Origin of the sequence: Chelativorans alearensis (genome assembly GCF_010993735.1) — a bacterium.
Lineage (GTDB): Bacteria > Pseudomonadota > Alphaproteobacteria > Rhizobiales > Rhizobiaceae > Chelativorans > Chelativorans alearense.
The window spans coordinates 164881-187808 of sequence record NZ_WQNI01000003.1 but is presented as its reverse complement, the minus strand read 5'-3'; the positions used below and the strand labels follow the sequence as shown (position 1 = coordinate 187808).

The 22928-nt window shown below is 59.2% G+C and carries 23 protein-coding genes and 2 pseudogenes; 15 read left to right on the top strand and 10 right to left on the bottom strand.

Going from position 1 to position 22928, the window contains the following annotated elements; genetic code table 11:
* Positions 1-56 precede the first annotated feature (56 nt).
* The 5 genes and pseudogenes from GPJ75_RS27705 to GPJ75_RS06200 all read left to right on the top strand — a co-directional run.
* Positions 57-302: pseudogene (locus GPJ75_RS27705) on the top strand (IS66 family transposase); the annotation flags it as partial.
* Positions 229-1581: pseudogene (tnpC, locus tag GPJ75_RS06215) on the top strand (IS66 family transposase); the annotation flags it as partial. The pseudogenes GPJ75_RS27705 and tnpC, both read left to right, overlap by 74 nt.
* A 2-nt stretch (positions 1582-1583) precedes the next feature.
* Entirely contained in the window at positions 1584-1808 is a 225-nt protein-coding gene (locus tag GPJ75_RS06210) for a hypothetical protein (RefSeq protein WP_163266211.1), read from the top strand.
* A gap of 425 nt (positions 1809-2233) precedes the next feature.
* The gene (locus GPJ75_RS06205; RefSeq protein ID WP_246248933.1) at positions 2234-2758 is read left to right on the top strand and encodes an antitoxin Xre/MbcA/ParS toxin-binding domain-containing protein; all 525 of its coding nucleotides are present in this window, start codon (positions 2234-2236) and stop codon (positions 2756-2758) included.
* A 2-nt stretch (positions 2759-2760) separates the two neighbouring features.
* Entirely contained in the window at positions 2761-3426 is a 666-nt protein-coding gene (locus tag GPJ75_RS06200) for an RES family NAD+ phosphorylase (protein ID WP_163266625.1), read from the top strand.
* Positions 3427-4703: 1277 nt separating this feature from the next.
* Here the strand turns inward: GPJ75_RS06200 and GPJ75_RS06195 are convergent.
* The 5 genes from GPJ75_RS06195 to GPJ75_RS06175 form a co-directional block, all read right to left on the bottom strand.
* The gene (locus GPJ75_RS06195) at positions 4704-5468 is read right to left on the bottom strand and encodes a DUF2285 domain-containing protein (protein ID WP_163266209.1); all 765 of its coding nucleotides are present in this window, start codon (positions 5466-5468) and stop codon (positions 4704-4706) included.
* 137 nt (positions 5469-5605) lie between these two features.
* Positions 5606-6193 carry an acyl-homoserine-lactone synthase gene (locus tag GPJ75_RS06190; RefSeq protein ID WP_163266207.1) on the bottom strand — a complete coding sequence of 196 codons (588 nt, stop codon included), beginning with the start codon at positions 6191-6193 and terminating at the stop codon, positions 5606-5608.
* Between the two features lie 83 nt (positions 6194-6276).
* Positions 6277-6999: a LuxR family transcriptional regulator gene (locus GPJ75_RS06185; RefSeq protein WP_163266205.1), complete on the bottom strand. Its 723-nt coding sequence runs from the start codon at positions 6997-6999 to the stop codon at positions 6277-6279.
* A gap of 554 nt (positions 7000-7553) precedes the next feature.
* Complete coding sequence (locus GPJ75_RS06180) at positions 7554-7853, bottom strand: hypothetical protein (protein WP_163266203.1); 300 nt, start codon at positions 7851-7853, stop codon at positions 7554-7556.
* Positions 7854-8337: 484 nt separating this feature from the next.
* Positions 8338-9252, bottom strand: a complete 915-nt coding sequence (locus tag GPJ75_RS06175; RefSeq protein WP_163266201.1) for a nucleotidyltransferase and HEPN domain-containing protein — start codon at positions 9250-9252, stop codon at positions 8338-8340.
* 385 nt (positions 9253-9637) lie between these two features.
* On the opposite strand from GPJ75_RS06175, the gene GPJ75_RS06170 reads away from it, so the two are divergent.
* From GPJ75_RS06170 to GPJ75_RS06155, 4 genes are all read left to right on the top strand, one after another.
* A complete protein-coding gene (locus tag GPJ75_RS06170; RefSeq protein ID WP_163266199.1) occupies positions 9638-10339 on the top strand; it encodes a winged helix-turn-helix domain-containing protein in 702 nt (233 codons plus the stop codon).
* A gap of 275 nt (positions 10340-10614) precedes the next feature.
* Complete coding sequence (locus tag GPJ75_RS06165; RefSeq protein WP_246248932.1) at positions 10615-11874, top strand: aminotransferase class I/II-fold pyridoxal phosphate-dependent enzyme; 1260 nt, start codon at positions 10615-10617, stop codon at positions 11872-11874.
* Positions 11875-11952: 78 nt separating this feature from the next.
* Complete coding sequence (locus tag GPJ75_RS06160) at positions 11953-12906, top strand: DMT family transporter (RefSeq protein WP_163266195.1); 954 nt, start codon at positions 11953-11955, stop codon at positions 12904-12906.
* Positions 12903-13424: a GNAT family N-acetyltransferase gene (locus GPJ75_RS06155; protein WP_163266193.1), complete on the top strand. Its 522-nt coding sequence runs from the start codon at positions 12903-12905 to the stop codon at positions 13422-13424. Before GPJ75_RS06160 ends, GPJ75_RS06155 begins: the two co-directional genes overlap by 4 nt.
* Before the next feature lie 688 nt (positions 13425-14112).
* Here GPJ75_RS06155 and GPJ75_RS06150 read toward each other — a convergent pair.
* The 3 genes from GPJ75_RS06150 to GPJ75_RS06140 form a co-directional block, all read right to left on the bottom strand.
* Complete coding sequence (locus GPJ75_RS06150; RefSeq protein WP_163266191.1) at positions 14113-14658, bottom strand: hypothetical protein; 546 nt, start codon at positions 14656-14658, stop codon at positions 14113-14115.
* A 293-nt stretch (positions 14659-14951) separates the two neighbouring features.
* Positions 14952-15272, bottom strand: coding sequence for a lysozyme inhibitor LprI family protein (locus GPJ75_RS06145; RefSeq protein WP_281354755.1), 321 nt, complete (start codon positions 15270-15272; stop codon positions 14952-14954).
* A 113-nt stretch (positions 15273-15385) separates the two neighbouring features.
* On the bottom strand, positions 15386-15673 hold the full coding sequence (locus tag GPJ75_RS06140; protein WP_163266187.1) for a hypothetical protein: 288 nt from the start codon (positions 15671-15673) through the stop codon (positions 15386-15388).
* 29 nt (positions 15674-15702) lie between these two features.
* Here GPJ75_RS06140 and GPJ75_RS06135 point away from each other — a divergent pair, with 29 nt between their 5' ends.
* The 5 genes from GPJ75_RS06135 (at position 15703) to GPJ75_RS06125 (ending at position 18709) form a co-directional block, all read left to right on the top strand.
* The gene (locus GPJ75_RS06135; RefSeq protein ID WP_163266185.1) at positions 15703-15885 is read left to right on the top strand and encodes a hypothetical protein; all 183 of its coding nucleotides are present in this window, start codon (positions 15703-15705) and stop codon (positions 15883-15885) included.
* A gap of 553 nt (positions 15886-16438) precedes the next feature.
* Positions 16439-16990 (top strand): Kazal-type serine protease inhibitor domain-containing protein, encoded by a 552-nt coding sequence (locus GPJ75_RS27645; RefSeq protein ID WP_343036169.1) that lies wholly within the window; start codon positions 16439-16441, stop codon positions 16988-16990.
* Between the two features lie 70 nt (positions 16991-17060).
* Positions 17061-17216, top strand: a complete 156-nt coding sequence (locus tag GPJ75_RS27290) for a DUF5993 family protein (RefSeq protein ID WP_343036176.1) — start codon at positions 17061-17063, stop codon at positions 17214-17216.
* Positions 17217-17223: 7 nt separating this feature from the next.
* Positions 17224-17811 carry a disulfide bond formation protein B gene (locus GPJ75_RS06130; protein WP_163266183.1) on the top strand — a complete coding sequence of 196 codons (588 nt, stop codon included), beginning with the start codon at positions 17224-17226 and terminating at the stop codon, positions 17809-17811.
* Between the two features lie 79 nt (positions 17812-17890).
* Positions 17891-18709 (top strand): LssY C-terminal domain-containing protein, encoded by an 819-nt coding sequence (locus GPJ75_RS06125; protein WP_163266181.1) that lies wholly within the window; start codon positions 17891-17893, stop codon positions 18707-18709.
* Between the two features lie 6 nt (positions 18710-18715).
* Here GPJ75_RS06125 and GPJ75_RS06120 read toward each other — a convergent pair whose 3' ends face one another.
* Positions 18716-20041, bottom strand: a complete 1326-nt coding sequence (locus GPJ75_RS06120; RefSeq protein WP_163266179.1) for an amidohydrolase family protein — start codon at positions 20039-20041, stop codon at positions 18716-18718.
* Between the two features lie 576 nt (positions 20042-20617).
* Between GPJ75_RS06120 and GPJ75_RS06115 the strand changes: the two genes are divergently transcribed.
* Complete coding sequence (locus GPJ75_RS06115; RefSeq protein WP_163266177.1) at positions 20618-21685, top strand: extracellular solute-binding protein; 1068 nt, start codon at positions 20618-20620, stop codon at positions 21683-21685.
* Positions 21686-21762: 77 nt separating this feature from the next.
* On the opposite strand, the gene GPJ75_RS06110 is transcribed toward GPJ75_RS06115, so the two are convergent.
* Positions 21763-22857, bottom strand: coding sequence for an extracellular solute-binding protein (locus GPJ75_RS06110; protein ID WP_163266176.1), 1095 nt, complete (start codon positions 22855-22857; stop codon positions 21763-21765).
* Positions 22858-22928: the final 71 nt, after the last annotated feature.

Here is a 22928-nt window from a genome sequence, read left to right as displayed (position 1 = left end):
CGCCAAAGCAGCATTTTCCAGTTGCAAAGGGGGGCGGGTGCTGACTCACTTCGGCCATGGAAGCTGCCGGTTCGCCTCTCCCGGACGACGTCAAAGCGCTCAAGGCGCTGGTGGTTTCGATGGGCGCCGATCTCGCTGCCGCGCAGGCCCGTGCATCGGCAACGGATGCCATAATCGCGCACCTCAAACTCCAGATCGCCAAGCTCAGGCGCGAGCAGTACGGCCCCAGTGGCGAGCGCCGGGACGACCAACGTCAGCGCCTTCGAGCGCAGACGCCCGTCAAAGAAGCCGTTTCCCGAGCATCTGCCGCGCGAGCGCATTGTCATGCCCGCGCCCTGTTCTTGCCCGGCCTGCGGCGGAACGCGGCTGTCGAAGCTCGGCGAGGACATCACCGAGACGGTGGAGGTGATCCCGCGCCGGTGGAAGGTCATTCAGGCCGTGCGCGAGAGGTTCTCGTGCAGGGACTGCGAGAAGATCACACAGCCGCCAGCACCGTTCCATGTCGTGCCGCGTGGCTGGGCAGGTCCCGGCTTTCTCGCCATGCTGCTGTTCGACAAGTACGGCCAACACCAGCCACTGAACCGCCAGGCCGAGCGCTTCGCGCGCGAGGGCGTACCGCTGAGCCTGTCGACGCTCGCAGACCAGGTTGGCGCGGCCACTTTCGCACTCATGCCCCTCTATCGCCGGATCGAGGCCCATGTTCTTGCCGGCGAGCGATTGCACAGCGACGACACGACAGTGCCGGTCCTCGCCAAGGGCAAGACCGACACCGGCAGGCTGTGGGTCTATGTCCGCGACGATCGGCCATTCGGTGGTGCCGATCCGCCCGCCGCGCTGTTCCACTATTCGCGCGACCGGCGCGGTGAACATCCGCGAGCCCATCTCGATAGCTGGCCGGAATCCTGCAGGCCGACGCCTATGGCGGCTACGGCGAGCTCTACGCCGCCGGCCGTCGCCCAGCGCCTGTGCTCGAAGCAGGTTGTTTTGCTCATGCGCGCCGCAAGTTTTTTGAGCTCGCCGATATCGAGGCAGCAGCACGCAGGAAGAGCCGCGGCGAGCGGTCAGGGACGATCTATCCGATCGCCTTGGAAGCGGTGCAGCGCCTCGACGCCCTGTTCGACATCGAGCGCGAGATCAACGGGCTGAGCGCCGAGGCGCGCCATTCCATCCGCCAGGAGCGCAGCGCGGCCCTGATGGAGGCGCTTCACGACTGGCTGATCGCGCAGCTTTCCAGCCTCTCGCGCAACCACGATCTGGCCAAGGCCATCAACTACATGCTGCGCCGTTGGCCAGCCTTCTCCCGCTTCCTCGACGATGGCAGGGTCTGTATCACGAACAATGCGGCGGAACGGGCCCTGCGCTGTGTCCCGCTTGGCCGAAAGGCATGGCTGTTCTGCGGGTCGGATCGCGGCGGCCAGCGCGCTGCCATCATCTATTCCCTCATCGGTTCCGCCAAGCGATGTCGATCCGCAGGCCTGGCTTGCCGATGTGCTTGCACGCATTGCCGGGCATCCCGCCCACAGCCTCGACGAGCTACTGCCCTGGAACTGGCGACCCAGGCCCGCTGCAATCGTGGCCTGACGGTGCACATCAACAAGATCCATTCGGTGCAGACCATCGCGCTCGTCGCCCGGGAACTCGGGGAAGACGAGGACTGGCTCGCCGATATCGCGGCCGAAATGGAGCCGGAGGACGGCTTGATCTGGGTCTACAGCGTCGAACAGGAAGACGGCATCATGGCCTTCACCGAATTCGGCGTCGAAAGCCTCCGCAACTTCATCGCCATCCATCGCGACGAAATGAAATAGCCCCCGCTGCGGCCCACGCCGAATGGATACCCGGCATCAAGCCACGCAGTTTCGCGTTCACAGACAAAACAAGACCAGTTGTTTGCGCTATGCCGCACTGCATTCCGTCATCCTTCCGTGCTTGTATTAGATGCTATGCGGCAGGCCGCGCACCTGGGCGACTGACGGGCCTTCTGTCATTCGGACCAAAAATGCGTCATTTGGGACAAACTCAATCGGAAACCCCAGATGGCGCCATCTCAAGGACGAGCGGATGATCATGGCGTTGAGCGTTCCGAGTCTGAAATCAACTTCTTTAAGAAGTCAGTGTGCCAACAAACGTCCACCACGCGGGACATCTTCATTCCGGATATCCACATCATCAGGCAGGGCTTGCGATGAGTACATATATGGACTATATCCAAATATGCGCAAGGAGGAACACAATGCCCGCCAACGCAGCGATCTCGGCCGGCTACGGGCAGGGAACGACGATGCTATCCCCGGATCGGTTCGAGCCCGCGAACCGGAGGATGCTCTCCGGCCCGGGAATGCGCACCTTCCTGACCATTGCCGACCTCTGGGGTTTGAATGAGACCCAGCGCAGGCTCGTCCTTGGCTACCCGTCGAAATCCACCTACCAGAACTGGCGCAAGCTTGCGCGCGAGCACAAAGACATCACGCTAGGCGTCGATACCTTGACCCGGATTTCCGCCGTCCTCGGTATCTACCAGGCGCTCCTGGTCCTCTACACGGACGAGGCGGAGGGTTGGGATTGGTTGAAGCGCCCGAACGCAGACAGGACGTTCGGAGGTCAGCGCCCGCTCGACATTGTCACTGGAGGCACCATCGACGGGCTCATGACTGTTAGGCGGTTCCTCGACGCGGCGAGGGGTGGAATCTACATGGCCCCCAACGAAGCGGATTTCGATCCCAGTCCGTACGGCGAAGACGACGTGGTTGTCATATGAAGATCCCGCGGAGCAGCGCTCCGAGGCCGACCTTCAGATTGATTCCCTCGAAGTTTCCGCCCATCGGGCTGTTTGACACAGTGGCAACCGCGGCCGATCTCGATGCTGTCATGGACCTCGTCGGCTGGACGAACGACCGCCTTGTCTCCGAACGGATCGCACGCATCCCCGTGGCCGACCGCGCTTTCGGGAAGCCAAATTCAAGCGTCATCATGGCGTCGTTCCTGCACGTTCCGCTGTCGGGAGCCAGATTCAATGCCGCCGATTTCGGCGCATGGTATGCATCCGACAGGATTGAAGCGGCCGTCGCCGAGGTCGGCCACCACATGCGTCGAGAAACAGTAGCGACGGGGAGGTTGGACCTGACGCGCGACTTTCGGACCTACAAGGCGGTGCTGGAGGGGCGATATGCGGATGTCTCCGGCAGGATGGCCGACTTGCCGGACGTTTATGCCCCGAACGGTTACACTGCCTCGCAGGCTTTCGGGGAGACACTGCGGGCAAACGGTGCTGACGGTATCCTTTACGACAGTGTCCGCTATGCGGGTGCGCTGAATGCCGCGGCCTTCAGGCCTCGGCTAGTCACTTCCGTTGTCCAGACAGAGCACTACAGGATTTCGGTCCGCCGTGATTCACACGGCATCGAGGCATCGAAGCTGAACGCCTGATCCGACCTGGGGACAGATTTAAGCTGCCATTCGTACCAAGAAAGGCGGCATTGCCCGGGGAAGGCTGCCATGTCGTAGCACGGCCAACACCAGATCAGGTGCCCGCTTGTCATCAACAACATCTTTCACGACTGCGGCCAAGTTCATCGGCCGCCTTCTGCACCTCGATCGCGAAATCAGCTAAGACAGTTGGTACGGCATCGTTGAAGAAAAGCGGCTCAATTCGTGCAGGGGTTTCGAGCATTCTTTGCCGATCTCTTTAACGTTTCAATTGCCTGTAATGTAAGGCACTTTCGATCAAATATCAGCAACATTGTCGATATTGGCTGCCGATCTGATTTGCCGATACCTGATGCCGGATACGATGGCAGTCCATGGTACAAATCAGAGCGGTCGATACCCCGATCGACATCAAAGATCGACTTCAACGGGTGAATATTCAATCTCGAGCGAGCTCGTAATCGACCTGCGGCCCTTCAGGCTAACCATTTCAGGCCAAAGCTATCGCGAGCCATCCACTTTCGGACCACGCGCGATATCCAGCGCATGCAACCGGAGTGCAGCCCGCCCCGACCAGCGGGAAAGTCGCACCCTGTTAACCTGGAAAGCCGGCGACCACCTCCTGAACCAGCCAAGCAACGCGTTCGGCCACGTCCTACCGGCTTATGGCCTCAGAGAACGGAATATCGGAGAAAAATGTCCGCTGGTGATGCCGTTTGACAATTTGTGCTGTCCCCTCCCGGTCGCCATCCTCCGGGACGCGAATTCGAGCGCTACTCTTTCGAGGAGCAGCTTTACTTACACCGACCGCCAGCGCCCCATCACCGCGCATATGCGATGAACCAATCCGCTGAGTATTGTGGTTCGATGACTGCCCGGGGTCAATTTCAGCGCTCATGAAAGGCCTCGTCTCGCATTTCCATCAACGGGTCGCGTCATTTCGCCCCCTCCTCGCGCATTTCCTCCACGATACGCGCTCGAGATCAGCTTCCGCTGACGGGCACGAAGCATGTACAGGCGTCGTTCTGCAGGCGCTCGGGAACAGCCTTGGCCCGTCTTGGCTGGCGAGCCTTCTGTTCGTTTTGGATGCTGTGCTCTCTCGCCATCCGAACCGTGCCTGGCCCGCCGCAGGTTGATTATGGCCTACGTGAACGATCCGGAGAATGTTGATTGGAGCGACATTCACGGCGCCACAATAATCGCAGTTGAGGCGTTTGGCCTCCCGGGGGTGGCGGCGCTCCCACCACATCATTCCGGTCCAGGCTACCGACTCTCTCTCAGTCGTCCCCTGACCACCCGGTCCCGTTGCCCTCTCCCCCTCCATCCTTCGCCAGGAGCTTCAGGTAGCCACCTTCCACCATTTTCCTCGCTCCCCGAACCAGGCGCTGAACGCGTGTGCGGTATCCCGCATCCCAATCCTTCGTCGCAGCTTTTTGTCCGAATAAAACCGCGGCGATGTCGCGCTGGGTCGCCCCAGCCTCCATCCCGTCCCAGGAGCGCAGCATCGCCGTCCACCGCTGGGCACGACGCTCAACGGGATAGAGGCGCCTTAGAAATCGCCGGTCGCGGTAGAGGCTGCTCAACCGGCGCAAAAGAACCGACTTGATCTCGAATTCCGCCAGGCCGCAAAGGGTACAATGCAGAGTGAGCGGCCCCGCAAAAAGATCGACTCCTGAAATGGCCAGCTGCAGGTGCCGTACGCCGTCGGAAAACAGGATATAGTGCTCCCCCATCCCAATGCGCACAACGGCCTTCAACAAAGGGCACTCACGAAAGTCGAAGCCCTTGCCACGGGTATGGGTGGGCTGTGCCTCTACCTTCAACACCAGCGGGTTGCGCTCCGGGAGCCAACACAGGAGCGGACTGCCGTTAATTTCGAAGCAGCACGCACCCCAACGTCTGACAAGCCCTATGTCAGCGCATTCGATTATTGGCGCGTATTCTCCCGTGGAAACCCGGCATGGCACCCGTTGCATGTCTAACTGGAACTGGCGATTGCGGATGAGCCACTGTCCTGTCCAGCCAAACAGGTCGAGGTCCACTGCACGGTTGTAGCGGGAGGAGTCGTGCCAGTCAGTATGCGTGGCTCCGTTCTAGAGAACTCGCGCCGCGCCCATGGCTTCCGTTCATGGCCGAGAGCCAAGGCACTGCCTTTCCAGGCTGAACGCCTGCAGGGGCGTCAGCAATCTTGGTTCCACCCCATTTCGCGGCCCTGGTGCGCGGAGGTGCGCGCGAAAGTCAGATTGATATTCAGCCTAGCCGCAGCCACCCGCATGCGGCCGGTTTCGACGAAAGGCCCGAGCATGTGGTATGGAAGGGCAGCCGCCTCAAATCGGGCGATCCAGTCGGGCTCGATTACACAGGTAAGGGTGTTAACGCTAAGCAGCTTGCACGTGGGAGCAACGGCCTCGATCAGATGCCGGAAGAGCAGACCATCCCGATGATCCCGTCTTATGAAGAACCGTGACCATTCCCAGATGTCGCGGCCGCGCGGAACCGCGCCTTCCACGAGGTATGAAAAATGATCAAGGAGCAAATGGCGCTTGATGGTGGGAATGAATCTATATCCGCCAACCACTTCGTTTCGTTCTGTCGCCAGTAAATAGACGGTATCCGGGTTGTCGTAGTCATCGATCTCACGGCCGTCGGGCTTGCGAAGATCAGTCCAGCCACGCTCGCGGACAAAGATGTCATGGCGGAGCAGAAAGTGCTCTTCGAGCAGGTCCTGGTACCGCGCGTCCTCGGTTCCCTTGATAAGATGCATCATTGAGATTGCCACTCCCTTCAGAGTGACATTCTCGGGCAGTCCGGCCGCACGCCATTGTCAAAGCTGACTATTGACGTTCCTTTTCAGGCGGCGATCTCCCCGACAATCAGCGCCTTCACGACCACCTGGGCGCGAGTGACACAGTCAAGCTTCCTCATGGCATTGGTGATGTGCTTGTTAACGGTGGACTCGGAGATGGTCATGATGCACGAGATTGCCCAAGTGGTCTTACCCTCCGCGACCCAACTCAGCACCTCCCGCTCGCGCTCCGAAAGCCTGGGGCGGCCTTTTCGGCACGCATGTTCCGCGAGGAGTTGCAACCTGCTCGCGAAGGCGAGGGAGAGCATGTTTAGCGAAGAGAGTGCATCGGTCCTTGCGATGGGCGCCTCTGCCGCAAGGGAAATGCATCCGGTTGGAGCATTGCGAACCACGATCGGCACGCAGCAACCATCCCGGAGACCGGCATCCGCTGCCTCCATCATGATCCTGTCGGCTGCTGGACTGTACAGGCTCGTCTGTACTGCGGCTTCTTTCCAGGTAAACGGGATCTTGCTGGTAACGCAGGTACGGACGACTGGATCCTGCTTGATATAGTCGCTCGAAAGGTAATGCGACATCCACTCCTCGGGCCAGAAGCGCTTGAGTACGAGGTTTTCGAACCGCTGCCGCCCAAAGGGTAGACCAGTGAGGATAAAGTATTTGCAACCGAACATCTGGATGGCCAGGCGAAATTTTTCGACAAGCGCATCGATGGCGGTCGCGTTTGCCAGCAACAGTGTGTGCTGAAGGATCTGCTTCGCATCCATTGCCCCGCTCCTAAACTACCCAGTGTCTGCCGCAACGAGCCCTGCGGGTCCTGCGCCGCCAGCTTCGAGCTCGGGCACCGTAAACGATTTTGAGCGCGAACAAACCGTTGTGCAAGCCTACACAATCGAAGGGCTATACCAGCCGGGAAGGTCTTGACGTCATGACCGCGGTCTGAGCAACGGTCCACCCTTAGTCTTCGCAACTGTAAGAGGACGACGAGGATTAGCCAGTTCCTACGATCTGATGGAAGCTGTTGAGGACCATGTTTTCTGAAGTGTGAGAAAGCTTCATCCTGAACATTTTCTCATGTTCTTGATCAAAGCATATTTTGATTCTGGAAATCAAAAATCATATCCCAGCCTGATTTTATTCATAGCTTTTCATGGCGGTGTCCTACGCACCTTTTCGCGTGCCCTGGTGGTCGGAGCAGCACTGATCGCCGCGTGCATTTGGCTCCTGGCCATCAGTCTCGACCGAGCGCTTCCGATTCGGCGCCGCCATCGGCTATGCGCCTGGAGGCGAAGCCTGACATTGATCGGAGTCTTTGAGTTGATCAATCCACTACCTTACGAGACGCTCGCCGGTCGCCAATTGGATCATCGTCTCCAAAAGGACATGCTTCTGTTCCTCCGTGCCGCAAATGCGTGAACACGGTATACCAGAAGCGGAAATCCGCCTCACGCCCTGCATATCTGGCAGTGAAGGCCGCCGACGCGGCGGCGAGCGATGCCTTTGAGCCGTATAGAGCGATCACCGAATCCATCGCCTCTATAGGATCCGTAAGATCCCACAGAGACATCTCGCCGCCAGGCTCAGCGGCGCTTGCTTCTTCGCCCTTGTTGTGTTCAGCCATACCAAATCTCCCGCGGATGCGTCCGACGCGGGAATGCGATGCCACGGGCCGGACGTTGATAACCCACGGATGTGAGCCACGGTCTTCGGGCCTCAGCCCTCGACCTTATCGTGTCGTCCCTGGCCGTGCAGGCGGCAGCAATGGTACGGTATGCGTACAACGCGAATATTACAGGGCACGACCGTAAACGCAATCGACTCTCTTCCGCCCAGCTTGTCACTCGACCGTTTTGTGCGGCGCTTATTTCATTCCCGATCTTTGGGATGGACACGTCGAGGAACGAAATGCCCCGCAAAGAGCGGTCTCAGCAGAATGTCGGGAGAGTTGAGCTCAGTGTTTTTCGACGTGTTCCATCGCTTCATCTCGGGCCCAACCAGATTTGTGGGGCAATCACCTTGCAGCTCGGCGCGTGAGTTGTCGCTATAGCGCCGCCTTGCGCCACATGCCTGGCCAAGGATACTGGAAGCCGTGTTGTCGTTCCGGCTCAGCCCTCGCCGGCCTCCTCCTTCCGCCGTGCAAGGTGCTCGCGACAGACCTGCTCGACAATCTCGTGCAGCTTCGCGGTGCGCTCACCGAGCCAGACGAGCGCTTCCTCGCTGATTTCGTAGTATTTTGAATAGCGGGCCTTCACATAGGCCTCGTTCAGCGTATTGAACCAAGCTGTGTATCGGTGCTGATCTCGCGGCCAGACGTCAGCCAGCCGGCGATCCTGATCTTCGGCTAGAGAGCGGAGAAAGGAGAGATTGTGCGACGGTGGACCGTAGTTGGTTAGGGTGAGCAATACGGTCGAATATGCATGCTCGATGGCCTGATGTAGCTCGAAGGCCGCAATCTTGTACCTGCCCTTCTCGACATGCATGCGGACGCTCTCCATCAGCCCTTGCGCAAAAGGAAAGCGGTCTTTGAAATTCGCCTTCGCCACTTTCCAAGCATCCTTGGGCGTAAGCGGCCTCGGCTCGGCGAGCGGTTCGTCATCCAACTCGTAGAGCACAATGCCTTCTCGGCGGATATCGGTGAAGAAATACTGCCCTTCGCGCAGGGCAGTGTTCACTTCGCGCCGTGAATGAACGATGAAGCTTACGACGGTCTTCACGCCGCGATCGCGCAGCAGCCGGTCCTTGGCCTTGGCCCAATAGGCTGCGAAATCGGCAAGCTTCCGGTTGTTCACGACGATCAGCAGATCATAATCCGAGCGATAGCCCTTCTTGGTGTGCGGTTCGTCCACCCAGTCGCCGCGCGCATAGGAACCGAACAGGATGATCTTGAGGATCCGTCCCTTCTTCTTGAACTCAGCTGTTCCCCCCACGAGCGCATCCTCAAATTCCTCAAGGATGATATCGACAATATGGGCAAGCTGCCGCTGCTTCTTCTCCGGGAGATGGTCGAGGCTTGTCTTCATCGAACCCTTTTGCTTGACGCCGGTTGCTGCCGCCCGACCCTTACAACAGCGTTTGTCCTGTCGCAAAGGGTCGTGGCGGCAGCTTCGCGCCGGAGTCTGGCAGGCCAGGCTTGGGGGGCGTTGGCGGCCTGCCGGTGGTACCTTTGCGCCGGCGCAAGAGAGTACCTGAGCCAGAATACGATTTCGCGCCTCATAAGGGCAGGCCCCTGGAGGTGTAGATTCTGCTACCTTCCCGGTTGTTGCCGAATACGATAGTCATCGAGTTTTGTTCGCGTGTGCACTAAATCCATGCCTCACAGCGGCGATTACTTCGGTGAGGGACGACGGCCCAGTTTACAACGGGCGGGGTAGACCTGCCCGATCTTCCGCCGCAGCGGGATTGCTTATGAAGCCGACTGTAGTCATCTGCTCGCGGGACGCGGAGTTCTACCTCATCCTTGAGCATATCCTGGAAGGGGAGGGCCTCAACAGCAGGCTTGCGAACGATTTGGAGGAAGCGGTCTCAGCGGCAAACGAGCGGGCCGCTGCCGTCATCCTTGACTGCCAGCCGAACGGTCTGGATGCGCTTACCTTGTACACCGCGCTAAGACAGGAAGAGACCGCCCGCAACATTCCAGTCGTGGTGCTAATCGCCCCGGGCGCGGAGAGCTTGCACATTTCACTTTTGAAGGCCGGTGTAAACGATAGCCTCGTGCGTCCACTGGTTCCGGCCAAGCTGGTGGCATCTCTGCGCGTATTGGTGCCGCAACTGCGACGAACCTTTTCGCACGGCGGCGGAAATGCATTGGCCATGGGCAATCTTGAATTGTGGCCAGAAGGAAATCGGGTGAGACGAAAAGGCAAAGAAGTCCAGTTAAGGGCGATCGAGTTCCGAATCTTGCGTTACCTGATCGAGAAATCGGGCCGGGTTCTCAGCCGCAACGATTTGATCGCCGCCGCCTGGCCGCGCAATGTCCATGTCAGCGCGCGTACTGTTGACGTGCACATCAGCCGGCTGCGTAAGGCGCTGCGGAAGATCGGCTGCCGCGACATTATCCGCACTGAGCGTTCAGGAGGATACCGCATCGATGAGGAAAACGGGTACTGATACGACTGGTAGCGCGCCGGTGATGACGGCCACGCCTGACCACCACGAAGAGCCGCGGATATCGGAAGCTTCTCATCTGCATGCGCAAGCAGCACCAATCGATGCAGCCATTCGCAAATGGAACAATAATTATTGCATACGCGCATAATATTACTTCGTAATGAAATATATAAACGAACAACTATCAATATTTATTGTAAATATAATAATATTACAAATCGATACCGATAGAATGGGCGCGACTTCCAGAAGATGCAGCGCAAGGGAGGATGCTGGTGAAGGCGCCCCTGTCACCCGAAGATGCCGTGCAAGGCAGCAAGCGACCCCACCGCTACCGAAACACCGCCTCAGTAATCGAGGGGACATGGCCCCACTTCGATGAGGCCCACCGGCGCGGCCTGATGGCCGTCTATTGCCGTTCGGCGGACGGACGAACGATCTCGCTGGCCAACGGTAGGCGGCAAGGAATGGTGGCTATCGACTACGTTCGTTGCTCCTATCTCGGCCTGGACAACCATCCGCACATTGTCGACGGCGCCATTGTGGCCATTGAGGAATATGGCGCGCTCCACTGGTCGTGCGCGCGCACGCGGCTGAACTTTGCACTGATCGGTGCTCTCGAAGAACGACTGTCGCAGCTCTTCAGAGCCCACATCATCACCTATTCGACCGTTATGATCGCCAATATGGGGGCCCTGCCACTCATCGCTTCCGGGCATCTGACCGGCGCGCAAAAGCCGGTCATGGTCTTCGACCGGCTCGCACATGCGTCGCTTGCATTCCATAAGCCCGTAGTGGCGGACGAAACGAAGGTAGAGACAATCTCCCACAACGACCTTGACGCTCTGGAGCGGATCTGCCGCAAGCATCCTCTCGTCGCCTATGTCTGCGATGGCGTCTATTCAATGGGCGGATGCGCGCCGATCCCTGAGCTCCTGCATTTGCAAGAAAGGTATGGCCTTTTCCTTTATATCGACGACGCCCATGGGATTTCGATCTTCGGCGACCGCGGCGAAGGGTTTGCGCGTTCGCAAATGCCCGATGTACTTGGTGAACGCACCATCATCGCTGCATCGCTTGGTAAGGGATTTGGCGCATCGGGCGGCATGCTGATGTTCGGCACGTCCCGCCAGGAAGCGCTATTCCGGCGCTATTCCATTCCGCATGCCTTTTCCGCCTCGCCCAATGTCGCGGCCGTGGGAGCTGCTATTGCCTCGGCCGAGATTCACGCAAGCGGCGAGCTCGCTGCCCGACAGCATCAATTGGCGGAACGCATCACGTTCTTCGACGAGAGGGTCAGGACGGGCCAGCACGGCGCACCGCTGCCTATCCGCATGTTCAGAATCGGCAATGAACTCGAGGCGATCAGCGTGGCGGAGCACCTCCTGGACGACGGATTCTATACATCGGCCACCTTCTTTCCAACGGTCGCGCGCGGACAGGCCGGCATTCGCATCTGTCTTACGGCATCGCATGATACCAACGACCTGGACCGGCTTTGTCAGAGGATCAGCCGGTACATGGGCGATGGCTGACAACCGGCCGGGAGGAAGCAAGCCTCGGTCAATTCGGGCGGGCAAACCTGCAACAGCTGGTCGGACCGCCTTCCGGCTGTGGCGGGAGACCCGCCTACGAGAAATACGCGCAACAGTGGCATAAAGGCCCGGAGTACCTTGGCTGATCGATCGCGTGTCCCGTCCATCCTTCTTGTATGCGTTTCGGTGTGTTGGGCGAGCTCTTACGTTCTCACAAGGATCGCTGCGGCCGACGTTCCGCCCGCCACGATGGCCATTGGCAGACTATTCATCGCCTATATCGTCCTGAGAATCTGGCTGAGACTGAAGGCCGCCGGTCAGCCGAGCACCACGCTGACCCATTGGGCATCCTACCTTCAGGCGGCATTGTTCGGACACGCCCTGCCGCTTGTTCTCATCGCGGCGGCATCGATGAAAGTACCCGCAGGCGAAATGGCCGTACTTGTTGCGACGACACCCTTCTTCGCCGTCGCTTTGTCGCATCTGTTTCCGCCGACCCTTCCAGCCAGATCAACCATCCTCGGCCTGCTGACGGGCCTTCTCGGGCTGCTTGCCTTTTTTGGAGTGCCCGAGGCGGAGGCGCCGCGTGCGGACTGGCTGGCACGGCTCGCCCTGCTCTGCGCCGCTTTCAGCTACGCCGTGTCCGGCCGTGCGGTAGCCAAATTGCCCGCCGCCGATTCGGTCGCTACCGGGGCCGCAGTCACCCTGTGCGCGGTCTCGATGCTCGTTCCGGTCGGCCTCGTCCTGGAACGTCCGTGGACGATCCTTCCAACGCGTGGCACGATCGCCGCTGTCGTGCTGCTTGGCATTGCCTCGACGGCAGTCGCCTACGTTGCCTACTATCGCCTGATCAGCCTCGGGGGACCCGCCTTCGCGAGTCTCCACCACTATCTTGTTCCGGTCCTGAGCGCGTTATTTGCCGCATCGTGTCTCGGCGAATTTCCGCAAGCGCGGCACATCCTATCCGCTGTCGCGATCGCCCTTGGCGTTTATCTCCTGCGTGGACTGTCTCGACCAAGTCAGCAACCATGATCGACCTCGAGACTCCCCGGCTGTCCCTCAGGCCTTTGACGGCATCGGATTTTGCCAGCGTTCACCGGCTGCACACGGACCCTTTCGTGGTGCACGCCCTCTTCGGCGGAACGACCCCTTCCCGCAAAGACACGTATAGACGCATGCAATACTATCTACGGGATTGGCGGTGCCACGGCTTTGGCTTTTTCTCGGTGTTTCTCAAAAGCGACATATCCTCCCAGGATGAATTCATCGGGCGAGCGGGTCTACGCTATTTCGAGGCTACGACCAACGTTGAATACGGTCACTGCTTCTTCGGCCATGCAGCCGGCGAAGGGCTTGGCCCGGAGGCGGGCAAGGCTGTGTTGCGGTTTGCCTTTCAGCGGCTTGAATTGGACCGAATCGTCGCCGTTGTCCGACCGGAGAACGGGCGCGGGATACGCGCCGTGGAGAAGATCGGCTTCAGGTATGTAGAAGATCGCGTATATGGCGATTGCACAAAAGGCTTTTATGAGATCCACGCCAGCTCATTCTGATCGATGACGAGCATCGCCTATCCAGGTAACATCGCCATAGTGGTTCGGAACAACTCAAGCGCGCCCTGGCGCGATCATGCTGTCAAAGCGGCCCCGATCAAGGCAACGGCCCTGACCCTGTGGCCTCCCACTGTCCCGGCCCAGACGCGCAACCAGCTAGCCGAAGCGATAGACAGGGCAGTGACGGTGGTGACGGGACGCGAGCCGGATTATCGCAGCGCAATCTTGGGACCATTTTTGAGTAGGCGGTGGCAGCCAGCGCGCCGAATGATGTTGCCTGAAGTGCCCACCGCCCGCCACCGCTGACGACCATAGTCTTAAGTTGCGCGGAACACCATCCGATGGGTGCATGGTGACCTGTCTGCGCAAGCTACCGCGTGGCCATTGGGCACGGTCCTGCGTCCTTGAATTCTCGCGCCAAACATTCGGCCTTGTCGAAGGTCCCGCCGGTGATGCGCACCGCTTTCGCCGCCCCAAACACCTGGCACTCCGATAAGGTCGCCGCCAGAGCGACACTCAGAACGCCCCGCGGCCAGTATTTCGTTGTCATCAGGCTCGCCTCCTCGAAAGGAAAGACGATACGCGTCAAATTTGACGTGCCGATGAACAGAACAGTTCGAAGTACCGCCTTCCTCGGCTCGCCGGCTATTCAACCTGCGAATTTCCCCTTATGCCTTTTTCAACGTGTTTAGGGCGTCTGTTCATCAACGGATGTGGCGAGCACGGATTTCAGGCTGCCGAAATTCGGGTTCCCATAGAGAATGTCGTCAATGCGCCATTCTCCGTCATTCTGAGTAAGGATGAGGGTGTCCGTCCAACCCTCATCAGGATCGTCATAGTAGCGGTAGTGGATTTCGACTTCGGGATGATCAGCCGTGCCCGAAATTTCTCCTGCCCTGCAGTCCAACGCAGCATCCTGATAGGCCTTCCATGGCACGCCATCTCCGAGCCGCCCCTTGCCACCTGTTTCCGCTTCAAACCCGGCATTGCCGGCCAACGCCTTCTCGATCGTGGTTTTTAGCTCGGGCGTCACAAGGGGACCGAAGACCGCAGGGTCATCAGGCGGCCAGTTGCCGGCGGCGTTCGGATCGTAGTCGGCGACAGCCGGAATCAGCGTCGAACAGAACCGGCTTACGAAATCCGCTGCTTCGTTCTCCGACAGCGCCGGTGATGCAGCGCTCGCACCAGAATTCAGGAACAAAGCCAGGCCAATACCGATGGAGCGCCGTAACATCATATCCTCCGTAGCTCGTCGCTGATGCGGTCACTATCCATAGGCCGCGCACGGCGCGGGTGCGGATCAGAACCGCATGGTAAAATCCATCTTGGCGTCATGATCGCATGCGTCTTTCGCATTTTTGGCAAGCGCCTGTTGGCCATTTCCTCCCTCAGGGCTAGGCCTTGTTTCGAAATGGACGCGTCGAACCAGGACGGGTCAAGCGCGTCATGAAGCCCTCGTCCGTGTCTTCATCCAATGACGTTCGCCTCGCCAAATTGGCGGCGCCGATCCGAGACCGGTGACCTGACTTATTTGTCCGCCGCCGGAACTGGTTTGTCCGCCGCCGGAACTGGGCAGGCCCCTTCCATGCAAGAGAGGTAGTGATTGAAGTCCCGCACGCGCGCCTCGACTAGGCCGGCTCCACAAGCAGTAAGAATTTCCGGGTAGATGCTGCCGCCTTCGACGCCCGATGCCTGGAACTTGCATTCCGCGTCCCGGAAGGCGATCCATTTGCGCTGCGCTTCTATCATAAGCTTCTTCGTATCCGGGTCGCCACCGAGCGCTCTTAGACCTTCTTGTATTCGGCGTTCAGTTCTTATCCGCCTGCTTGAATTCCTTATCTTGTGCAAAAGCAGATGACGCGATGCATCCGGCTGCAAGGATGACGGCAAGAAACGGCGATTTCATCAGGTGCCTCCTCTGTTTGGCAATGACCGGCCGGTGAAGGTCACCCTACTCCACTTTAGGCTTTCTTGAGCATCTTGTTCACGATCAGGCCAACGATGATTTGGACGACCGCGCCGGCAACGCCGCCGCCCACGAACTGGCCCGCAAGATTAGCAATGTCCATACCGCCGGCCGCCGCACCGGATGCTCCCAGCAGCGGGCCGAGCAACGTTCCGCCACCAACACCACCAACGGCACCAGCGATCAGATTTCCGATGTTGCCAAGGTCAGCGCCCTTAACTGCCTTGCCGCCCGCGGCACCGCCAGCCAGCCCACCGATAAGCTGCGCAATCAATTGTTCCATTCAATTCTCCATCCGTTTGGTTCAATTGTTTGTCGACCATCGTCGTCCCAGTCGTCCTCGTCGGCGCCACCTTCCTCGTCGTCATCGCCTCCATTCGTATCTCGCTTGCCCCCCAGATCGCAGGGGATTTGGTCGAACGTGCCACAGGAAGGGTGAAGCACAGAAACAATAAAGTTTCATCGATCACGATAAATAAAATGGCAGATATGTGAAAAATGATAGAATCTTGATAGACGCTTCGTGGATTCAATTAAATAATTGCCGCCTGCGATCGAAATAGTTTGAAAAATTTTGTGATGAACTCCGTGTTCATGGCGATTTTTTAGCTATATGATGGCGGAACAGAGTCGCATTTGAATACAACTGTTAAAAGAATGCCCTAGAGAGGTATCGCTTCCGACAGGAGTGTTGCGAGCAGCTTGGGCTAGCCAGCCATCTCGTTGATAGACGATACGAGGAGATTGGCGTTGGCCGAATCCATCCACAACCATCATCGCAAAGGGAATTGCGTGATGAGCAAGTTACATCTGCGCGCAATCCGAATGAAGCGAACGATCGCCCCGATCAGCCGCTGCGCGTCTTCTTCAATGAGATCAGCCCGGACTCCCTCAACGTCATCGTCACGTACTCGTATAGCCCGCCAGACTACTAGGCCTATCTCGGGATGCCTGGATGATCGACCAGGAGATTCTATGCCGCTTTCGTGGAGAGGGGATATAGCTAGATGTCTCCTTAAGTGGCGGTGAGGCAGGGGAAGGACAAGTCATGAGACTCACAGGTTTGCCGATCTTAGCACTTGCGGGAATGGTGGCTGGATGCGTGATGGAGGAAGGTCCGCGACCTGCACCTCCGCAAGCTGACCGGCCCGCCGCTTGCACGTTCGAATACGCGCCAGTGTGCGGCGAGCGGAGAGGCCGACGCGAAACCTACGGAAACGCCTGCATGGCACGAGCTGAGGGCGCACAGATCGTTCATGGCGGAGAATGCCGATCCGAAGGCGCAGGACCCCTGCCGCCATCAGGCCCGACACAAGCCTGCACGCGCGAGTATCAGCCAGTGTGTGCTGTAAAGCGCGGTGAAGAACGGCAATCCTTCCCAAACGCTTGCGTGGCAGAGGCCGAACGCGCCCGTATCATCCATGAGGGTGAATGCCGGGGCGCGGGCCTGCCACGTCCACCACAGCCGCCACCGACCCAGGCCTGTACGCGCGAATACAGCCCGGTCTGCGCGATCGGGCGTGGAGAGCGGCGCACATTCGGCAATGCCTGTGAGGCCGAGGTGGCCTGGTACCGCATCATTCACGAGGGCGAGTGCTGAAATGACAATCACAGTTCCAAAGGAGCATGAGCTCTGATGTCCGAGTCCACTATTGGCGCGTGAAACCGAAATGATGGCATTACCCTTCGCAACTCTCTTCCTTGGCCTCATATGCGCATGGCAAGGCCATCGTTTCTGGGCGATCGGCCTGTGGGCAGTAACGCTTATTTTAATGATCGCGCTTTTCCTGCTTCACGCAACCGACCCCTTGGGCCTGCAATTCTGAGATATCAATGCTGGACGATAGCACCAGGTTTTTAAACGCATTGGCACTTCTCGGCATCAGCGCCTTGTTGACATTTGCGTTTGTCGACCAAGTCGCCTTCTTCGACCTGCCATGCCCGTTATGCATCCTGCAACGCCTGGGTTTCGCGGTAGCCGGATTTGGTTTTGCTCTAAATCTTCTGTGGGGGTCGTATGCCAGTCATTATTCGCTCACTATCGTTGCCTCGATTGCGGGTGCCACCGCGGCTGCGAGGCAAGCTCTCCTGCATATCGTTCCGGGAAGCGGCACTTACGGGCAGCCGTTGTTCGGGCTGCATTTCTATACATGGGCGTTCATCGCCTTCGTGATGATCCTCATCTGGTGTGCATTGCTGCTGGCAATCGACCGTCGACTCCTGCCGCAAGGAGAAGCTTCGCCGGGAGGCGAAGAACTCGGGCCGACGGCACGGTCAGTTGCCGTGCCTCGGACAATGATCACATTGTTTCCGATCGCAGTCTTTGGCCTGCTGGTCGGCTTGAACGCGCTCTCGACCCTTCTTGAATGCTCGATCGGAATCTGCCCCACTGACCCTTCCCACTACGAATTGCTCCGATGAGGGATTTCAAACGCGCCTCGCGGTAAGCCGTTCCAGCTCCCGAGACGCCTGTTCATGCTATCCATTCATGATGCACCCCATGACACGCCTCGCCCGATGGATCGAACGCGCCCTTATCTTCCTGATTGCCTCGGCGACCTTATGGTTCATCGTCACCCAGATCTTCAATCGATTTGAACAGCGGGTTCCTGTCTTCGCTGCGTTGCTGCTCACCTACATCCTCGCAGCCTATGTGATCTTGCCGCTCGTCATCCATGCGAGCGTAGCGGTCCTGCGCCGCAACCGTATCCCCAGGGTCACGCGCGCGGCGGACGGCCTTCCTGCTGATCCCGTCAATGTTGTCCTGATCGGTTCTCAGGAGCAGCTCCGCTCAGCTTTCATGGCCGCAGACTGGCACGTCGCAGATTCCCTAACATTTCGTTCTGCTGCAAAAATGGTCGTCAGCTTCGTTCTCAACCGTTCCTATCCAACCGCCCCGTTCAGCGCGCTCTATCTGTTCGCCCGCAAGCAGGACATCGGCTTCCAGGAAGACGTGGGCGACAGCCCGAGGAAGCGACATCACATCCGTTTTTGGGCTGCGGATATGGATCCCGAATCTGGAATCGGAGATCTCACGTACTGGACTCGGAGGCGGCACATCGATCCGTCGCTATCGCAAGTCTGGGTCGGCGCTGGCACAACCGATACCGGCTTCGGCCTGCAATCCATGACTTGGCAGATCTCTCATCGGGTGGACCGCCATGCCGATTCTGAGCGCGAGCATATCGTCGGGGCACTTCGCGACGCCGAGTGCATTACGGAGGAACACTATATCGAAGCTGGCGAACCGGTGGGAACCCACTTCATAACCGACGGCCGCATCTTCCACGCCCGGCTGGTCCCCTACCGATCGCCGTAGGACGATCTAGGCGCAAAGCCCGATTCGCGAAGCGATCGCACGTGCGGAGCGATGCGCCCAGGCAACCACGGCGGCTTCGTCCAAACCGGTGACGACGCGCCCGGCATTGACGGTCTTGCGGCCCGCAACAAAGACGCTGCGGATCGTGTGTCGGCCGCCGATGACAGCCAGTTCAAGGGGCATATCAAAGCCGAAGTTGACCGATTCTTGCGGCTGGCGTACGACAAAGTCGGCGCGCTTTCCCACCTCCAGACTGCCGACTTCGCCCTCGGCGCCGATAGTCGCTGCCGCGCCAATCGTCCGCATCCGCAGCACTTGATTCGGGTGAATGGAATCCGCCACAGCGGCCGATGCACAGATGGCCAATGTGCCAAGGCCATCAAAGTCGCAGGCGCGGGGAATATCGCTTGCGATCCCGACCGGAATTCCGGACCGTGCAAGTGCGGCCATGCGCGACTGTGTTCCGCGACGGCCGAGCATCTGCAGTTGCCCATAAGGACACCAGACCACCCGAATGCCGTGGTCGGCCAGCAGCCCGATCTCGTTCTCGCGCACCAGGTTCATGTGGACGAATGTCACGTTGGGATCAAGCAGCCCAAGCTCATCGAGGTAGGCGAGGAGCGGTTGACCCAGTGCGTCTTCGCGGATGAGTTGTGAGGCCGGCAGATAGCCGAGATGTTCCTGGAAGCGAACATCGCTGGCGTGCGCTAGATCGAGCGCCGCGCGAAAGAGCTCCGGGGAGTCCGTTGCTTCGCCGTAGAGCCCGATAAAGGCCTTTACCAGGCTGTCTTCTTGCTTGTTGCGGAAGAGCTGCGAGCCCAAGCGACCGAGTGCTTCATCCAGGCTGGACGGCCAGCGGGCCAGAAAGCTTTCGCTGGCCAGCTCAGGTAGATTAGCAGCGAGCGATGCCGCACGGTCCGCGACGTAGGGATCCGTCAGCCAGATTCGGATTTGGGCTTGTTCAGCAGCCGTGGCGACCGCATCAGGAGAAAAAATGGTCCCGGGGTCGACAAAGCCGGTGTAACCGCATTTGAGATAGTCCAACGCCGCCAGCAGCGCGCTCGCATGTTCATCCTCCGGCGTCAACGCTCCCTTCCAATCTCCCATTGTGATGGATGTACTCTCCATCAGCGGCAGCACGGTCCGCGCCGTGTATTGAGAGACATGCACATGAGCGTCGATGAAGCCGGGGTGGACGACAGCGCCGCGGGCGTCGAACACATCGGCGGCCGCGTACCGGGAAACGACCGCTTTATCGGATCCCGTGGCGACAATGCGCCCATTGCACACCGCCAGTGCTCCGCCCCTGATGACCAAGTCGTCGGCGTCCATTGTGAAGATTGTGGCGTTACGGACAATAAGGTCACATGGTTCGGGGGTGTTCCTGGGGGAGGACTGGTGGGTCGAATTTATGTCGTGCTGCATGAGCTCTCCGTGAAAAAAGTTTGCCCTGTCGGGGGCTGCCGGTCGCGAAACGTGCCGGACAATGAACAATGCCGCGCCGCAACGGATTTGAAGAGCGCATTGGAACCACCGATGTCACTATCTCCATTTTGCCGCATGATGCAACAAAAAGCGTGATGGCTATGCTGTTCACCACGTAGATCCGGGCTGGGCTGAGGGGCGTCAGCACCGCGGTAGATCGCCTTGAGACATTCAAAATATGCCCACAAGGTACTGGTTAGCACGCTCGTGAACCGGGAGCCGCAACGAAGGCAAAGTCCGGTCTGAGGCTATCAAGATACTTGCAGCCGCTGCGAGCTTGAAAGAAATTATCATTGATGTTACATCAAATTTCAAAAATGCGGCCGACAGCTTTGGAGGAGGACAACTATGCGCCAAGGGAAAGTGGGAAGAGACCTGCCCCGACGTCGAGTCCTGGGGTTGTCCGCCAACGCTCTCCTCGCCATGGGATTCGGAATCGGCTTACCCGGGGCGCGTGCCGCGTCCGGATTTGACCAACTTGCCGAGCGCGCTCGAGCGGCCGGCGAGCACAGGGTTACTGTCGCGGGCGGGACTGGCGCTTATGGCGAGCTCGTCAAGGAGCATTTTTTTGATCCCTTCACCAAGGCGACTGGCATAGACGTCGTTGCAATGGGCGGGAGCTACGGGGAAAAGCTCGCGAAGCTGAAAGCCATGGCGAGCATTGGGCGTGTCGAATGGGACGTGATCACCCTTTCGGCGGACATGCTGGCGCCCGATGTCACGGACTTGCTCCGCGGCCTCGGCGATTGTGCGTCTCTTCCCGACGTCGGGCGACACGGCGTGGATGGCGCCTGCGTGGGCCATGGTGTCCTGTTCGACATCGGTGGCGGGCTCCTCGCGTTTGACAGGCGCAGCTTTCCTGACGGCCAGCGCCAGCCCTCTGACTGGGCGGACTTATGGGATGTGGAAGCGTTTCCCGGGCCGCGGGCGCTGCCGAATATCGGTGCTCCATGGTGGCCGCTGATGGCGGCCTTGCAGGCAGACGGCGTGAGCAGCGAAGAGCTGTTTCCGCTTGACCTCGATAGGGCCTTTGCCAAGCTGGACGAGATCAAGCCGCACGTCACCGTGTGGTGGAGAAGCGGTGATCAGAGCCAACAGATCTTCCGCACGGGCGAGGTCGTGATGGCCATGCTCTTTTCGGGTCGCGCCTTCAGACTGCGCGCAGAGGGGTTGCCGCTCGGGTCCACATGGCGCGGAGCCGTGCTGGATGCAGCCCTTTGGGCGCTCACGCAAGGTGCTCCTCATCCGAACGCCGGCCTAGCCCTTCTAGATTTCATCTACACTAGACCCAAGGCGCATGCCGCCTTTGCGGCGGAATCCTTTGGCGCCACGGCACAACGTGAAGCCTTAGACTTCCTCCCTTCGGAGGCCCGCCAGGCAAGCGTGATCAATCCCGCCAACTGGTCACAGGTCGTAGGCGTGGACCGTGACTGGCTGGCAGTTAATCGCGAGACTGTGGTGCAACGCTGGAACGTGTGGCTCGCAAGCTGACGCATTTTGGGGGCCATGCCACCTGCGAGCACAAGCAAGGGGGAAGATACCGGCAGTGGGTGGCCGCAAGGGGAAGCTTACCGCGCTATCCAGCTATTCCAGCGCTCTGCGATCACTCCGTGATGCTCTGCGAGCCATACATAGTCGACCTTGATTACACCTTTGAGATTGTCGGGAAAGATCGGGCTGTTCTTCTGCTCTTTGACCGGCAGCAACGCCAGTGCCGAATTGGTTGTCGGCGATGCCGCGACCGCACGCGCGAAGGCCGCCTGTACCTCAGGATGATCGAAGTACCAGTTTAGAAAGCGTAACGCGTTCTGTCTGTTCGGAGCGGCCTCGAATACGACCCAATGCGCCTCATTAAGAGTGGCACCTTCCCAGACCCGTTGCAGAGGCAGATCTTCATTGAGAAGAAAGTCGATCCGGGTGTTCCATACGAGCGTCATGGCGATCTCCTGATCGCGCAGTGTGCGCTGAATCTGGTCGCCCGTTCTCCACCAGAGCGAGATATGTGGCCGAATTTCCTCCAGCTTTTCGAATGCTCGATCCAGATCGAGCGGAAACAGCTCATCCGGCCGAACGCCATCGGCGAGAAGGGCGCCGATCAGTACGCGCCAGGGCGTGCCGAAGTTGGGGAGTGACCGCGGCCCCGGAAAGTCCTCGACGTTGAAGAAGTCATTCCAGTCGTCGGGCACGTCGCCGTTAAACAAGTCACGGTTTGCGGTCAGGAGTGTCGCGCCGTAGATCGGCACTACGCCAAAGCGATGGCACACTTGGCCAGCCCCATCGGACTTTGCCCTGGGAACCAGTGCGCAATCCTCGCCCAGGTCGAGGAGCAGGCTGCTGCGCTCAGGGACATAGACGTCACCGGAGCCCGCCTCCAGCATATCCCATTCCAGGCGCCCTATTTCAGACATCGCCTTAGCTTTCGCCCAAAACTCGCTGGCCGTGCCGCCAACAAGGACGACCTCAATGCCGGTCTCCCGCGAAAAGGGCTCGAAGACGATTTCCCTGAGCTTGCGCTCGTAGTCCCCACCGGTTGCAGCCATGACGAGCTGGCCGCCCTCACCTGCTTCAGCGCGGGAGGATGCGGTCGCGAACAGTGCGCCCGCAAGAACGCAGATGAAGATGCCTACACCACGCCTAGCAATAAGCCCGATCCACCTGCTCATGGCCCCTCCTTCCATACTGGATATGATGCAACAAATATATCATTTCGCCAACAAACATTATAGTCAATCTA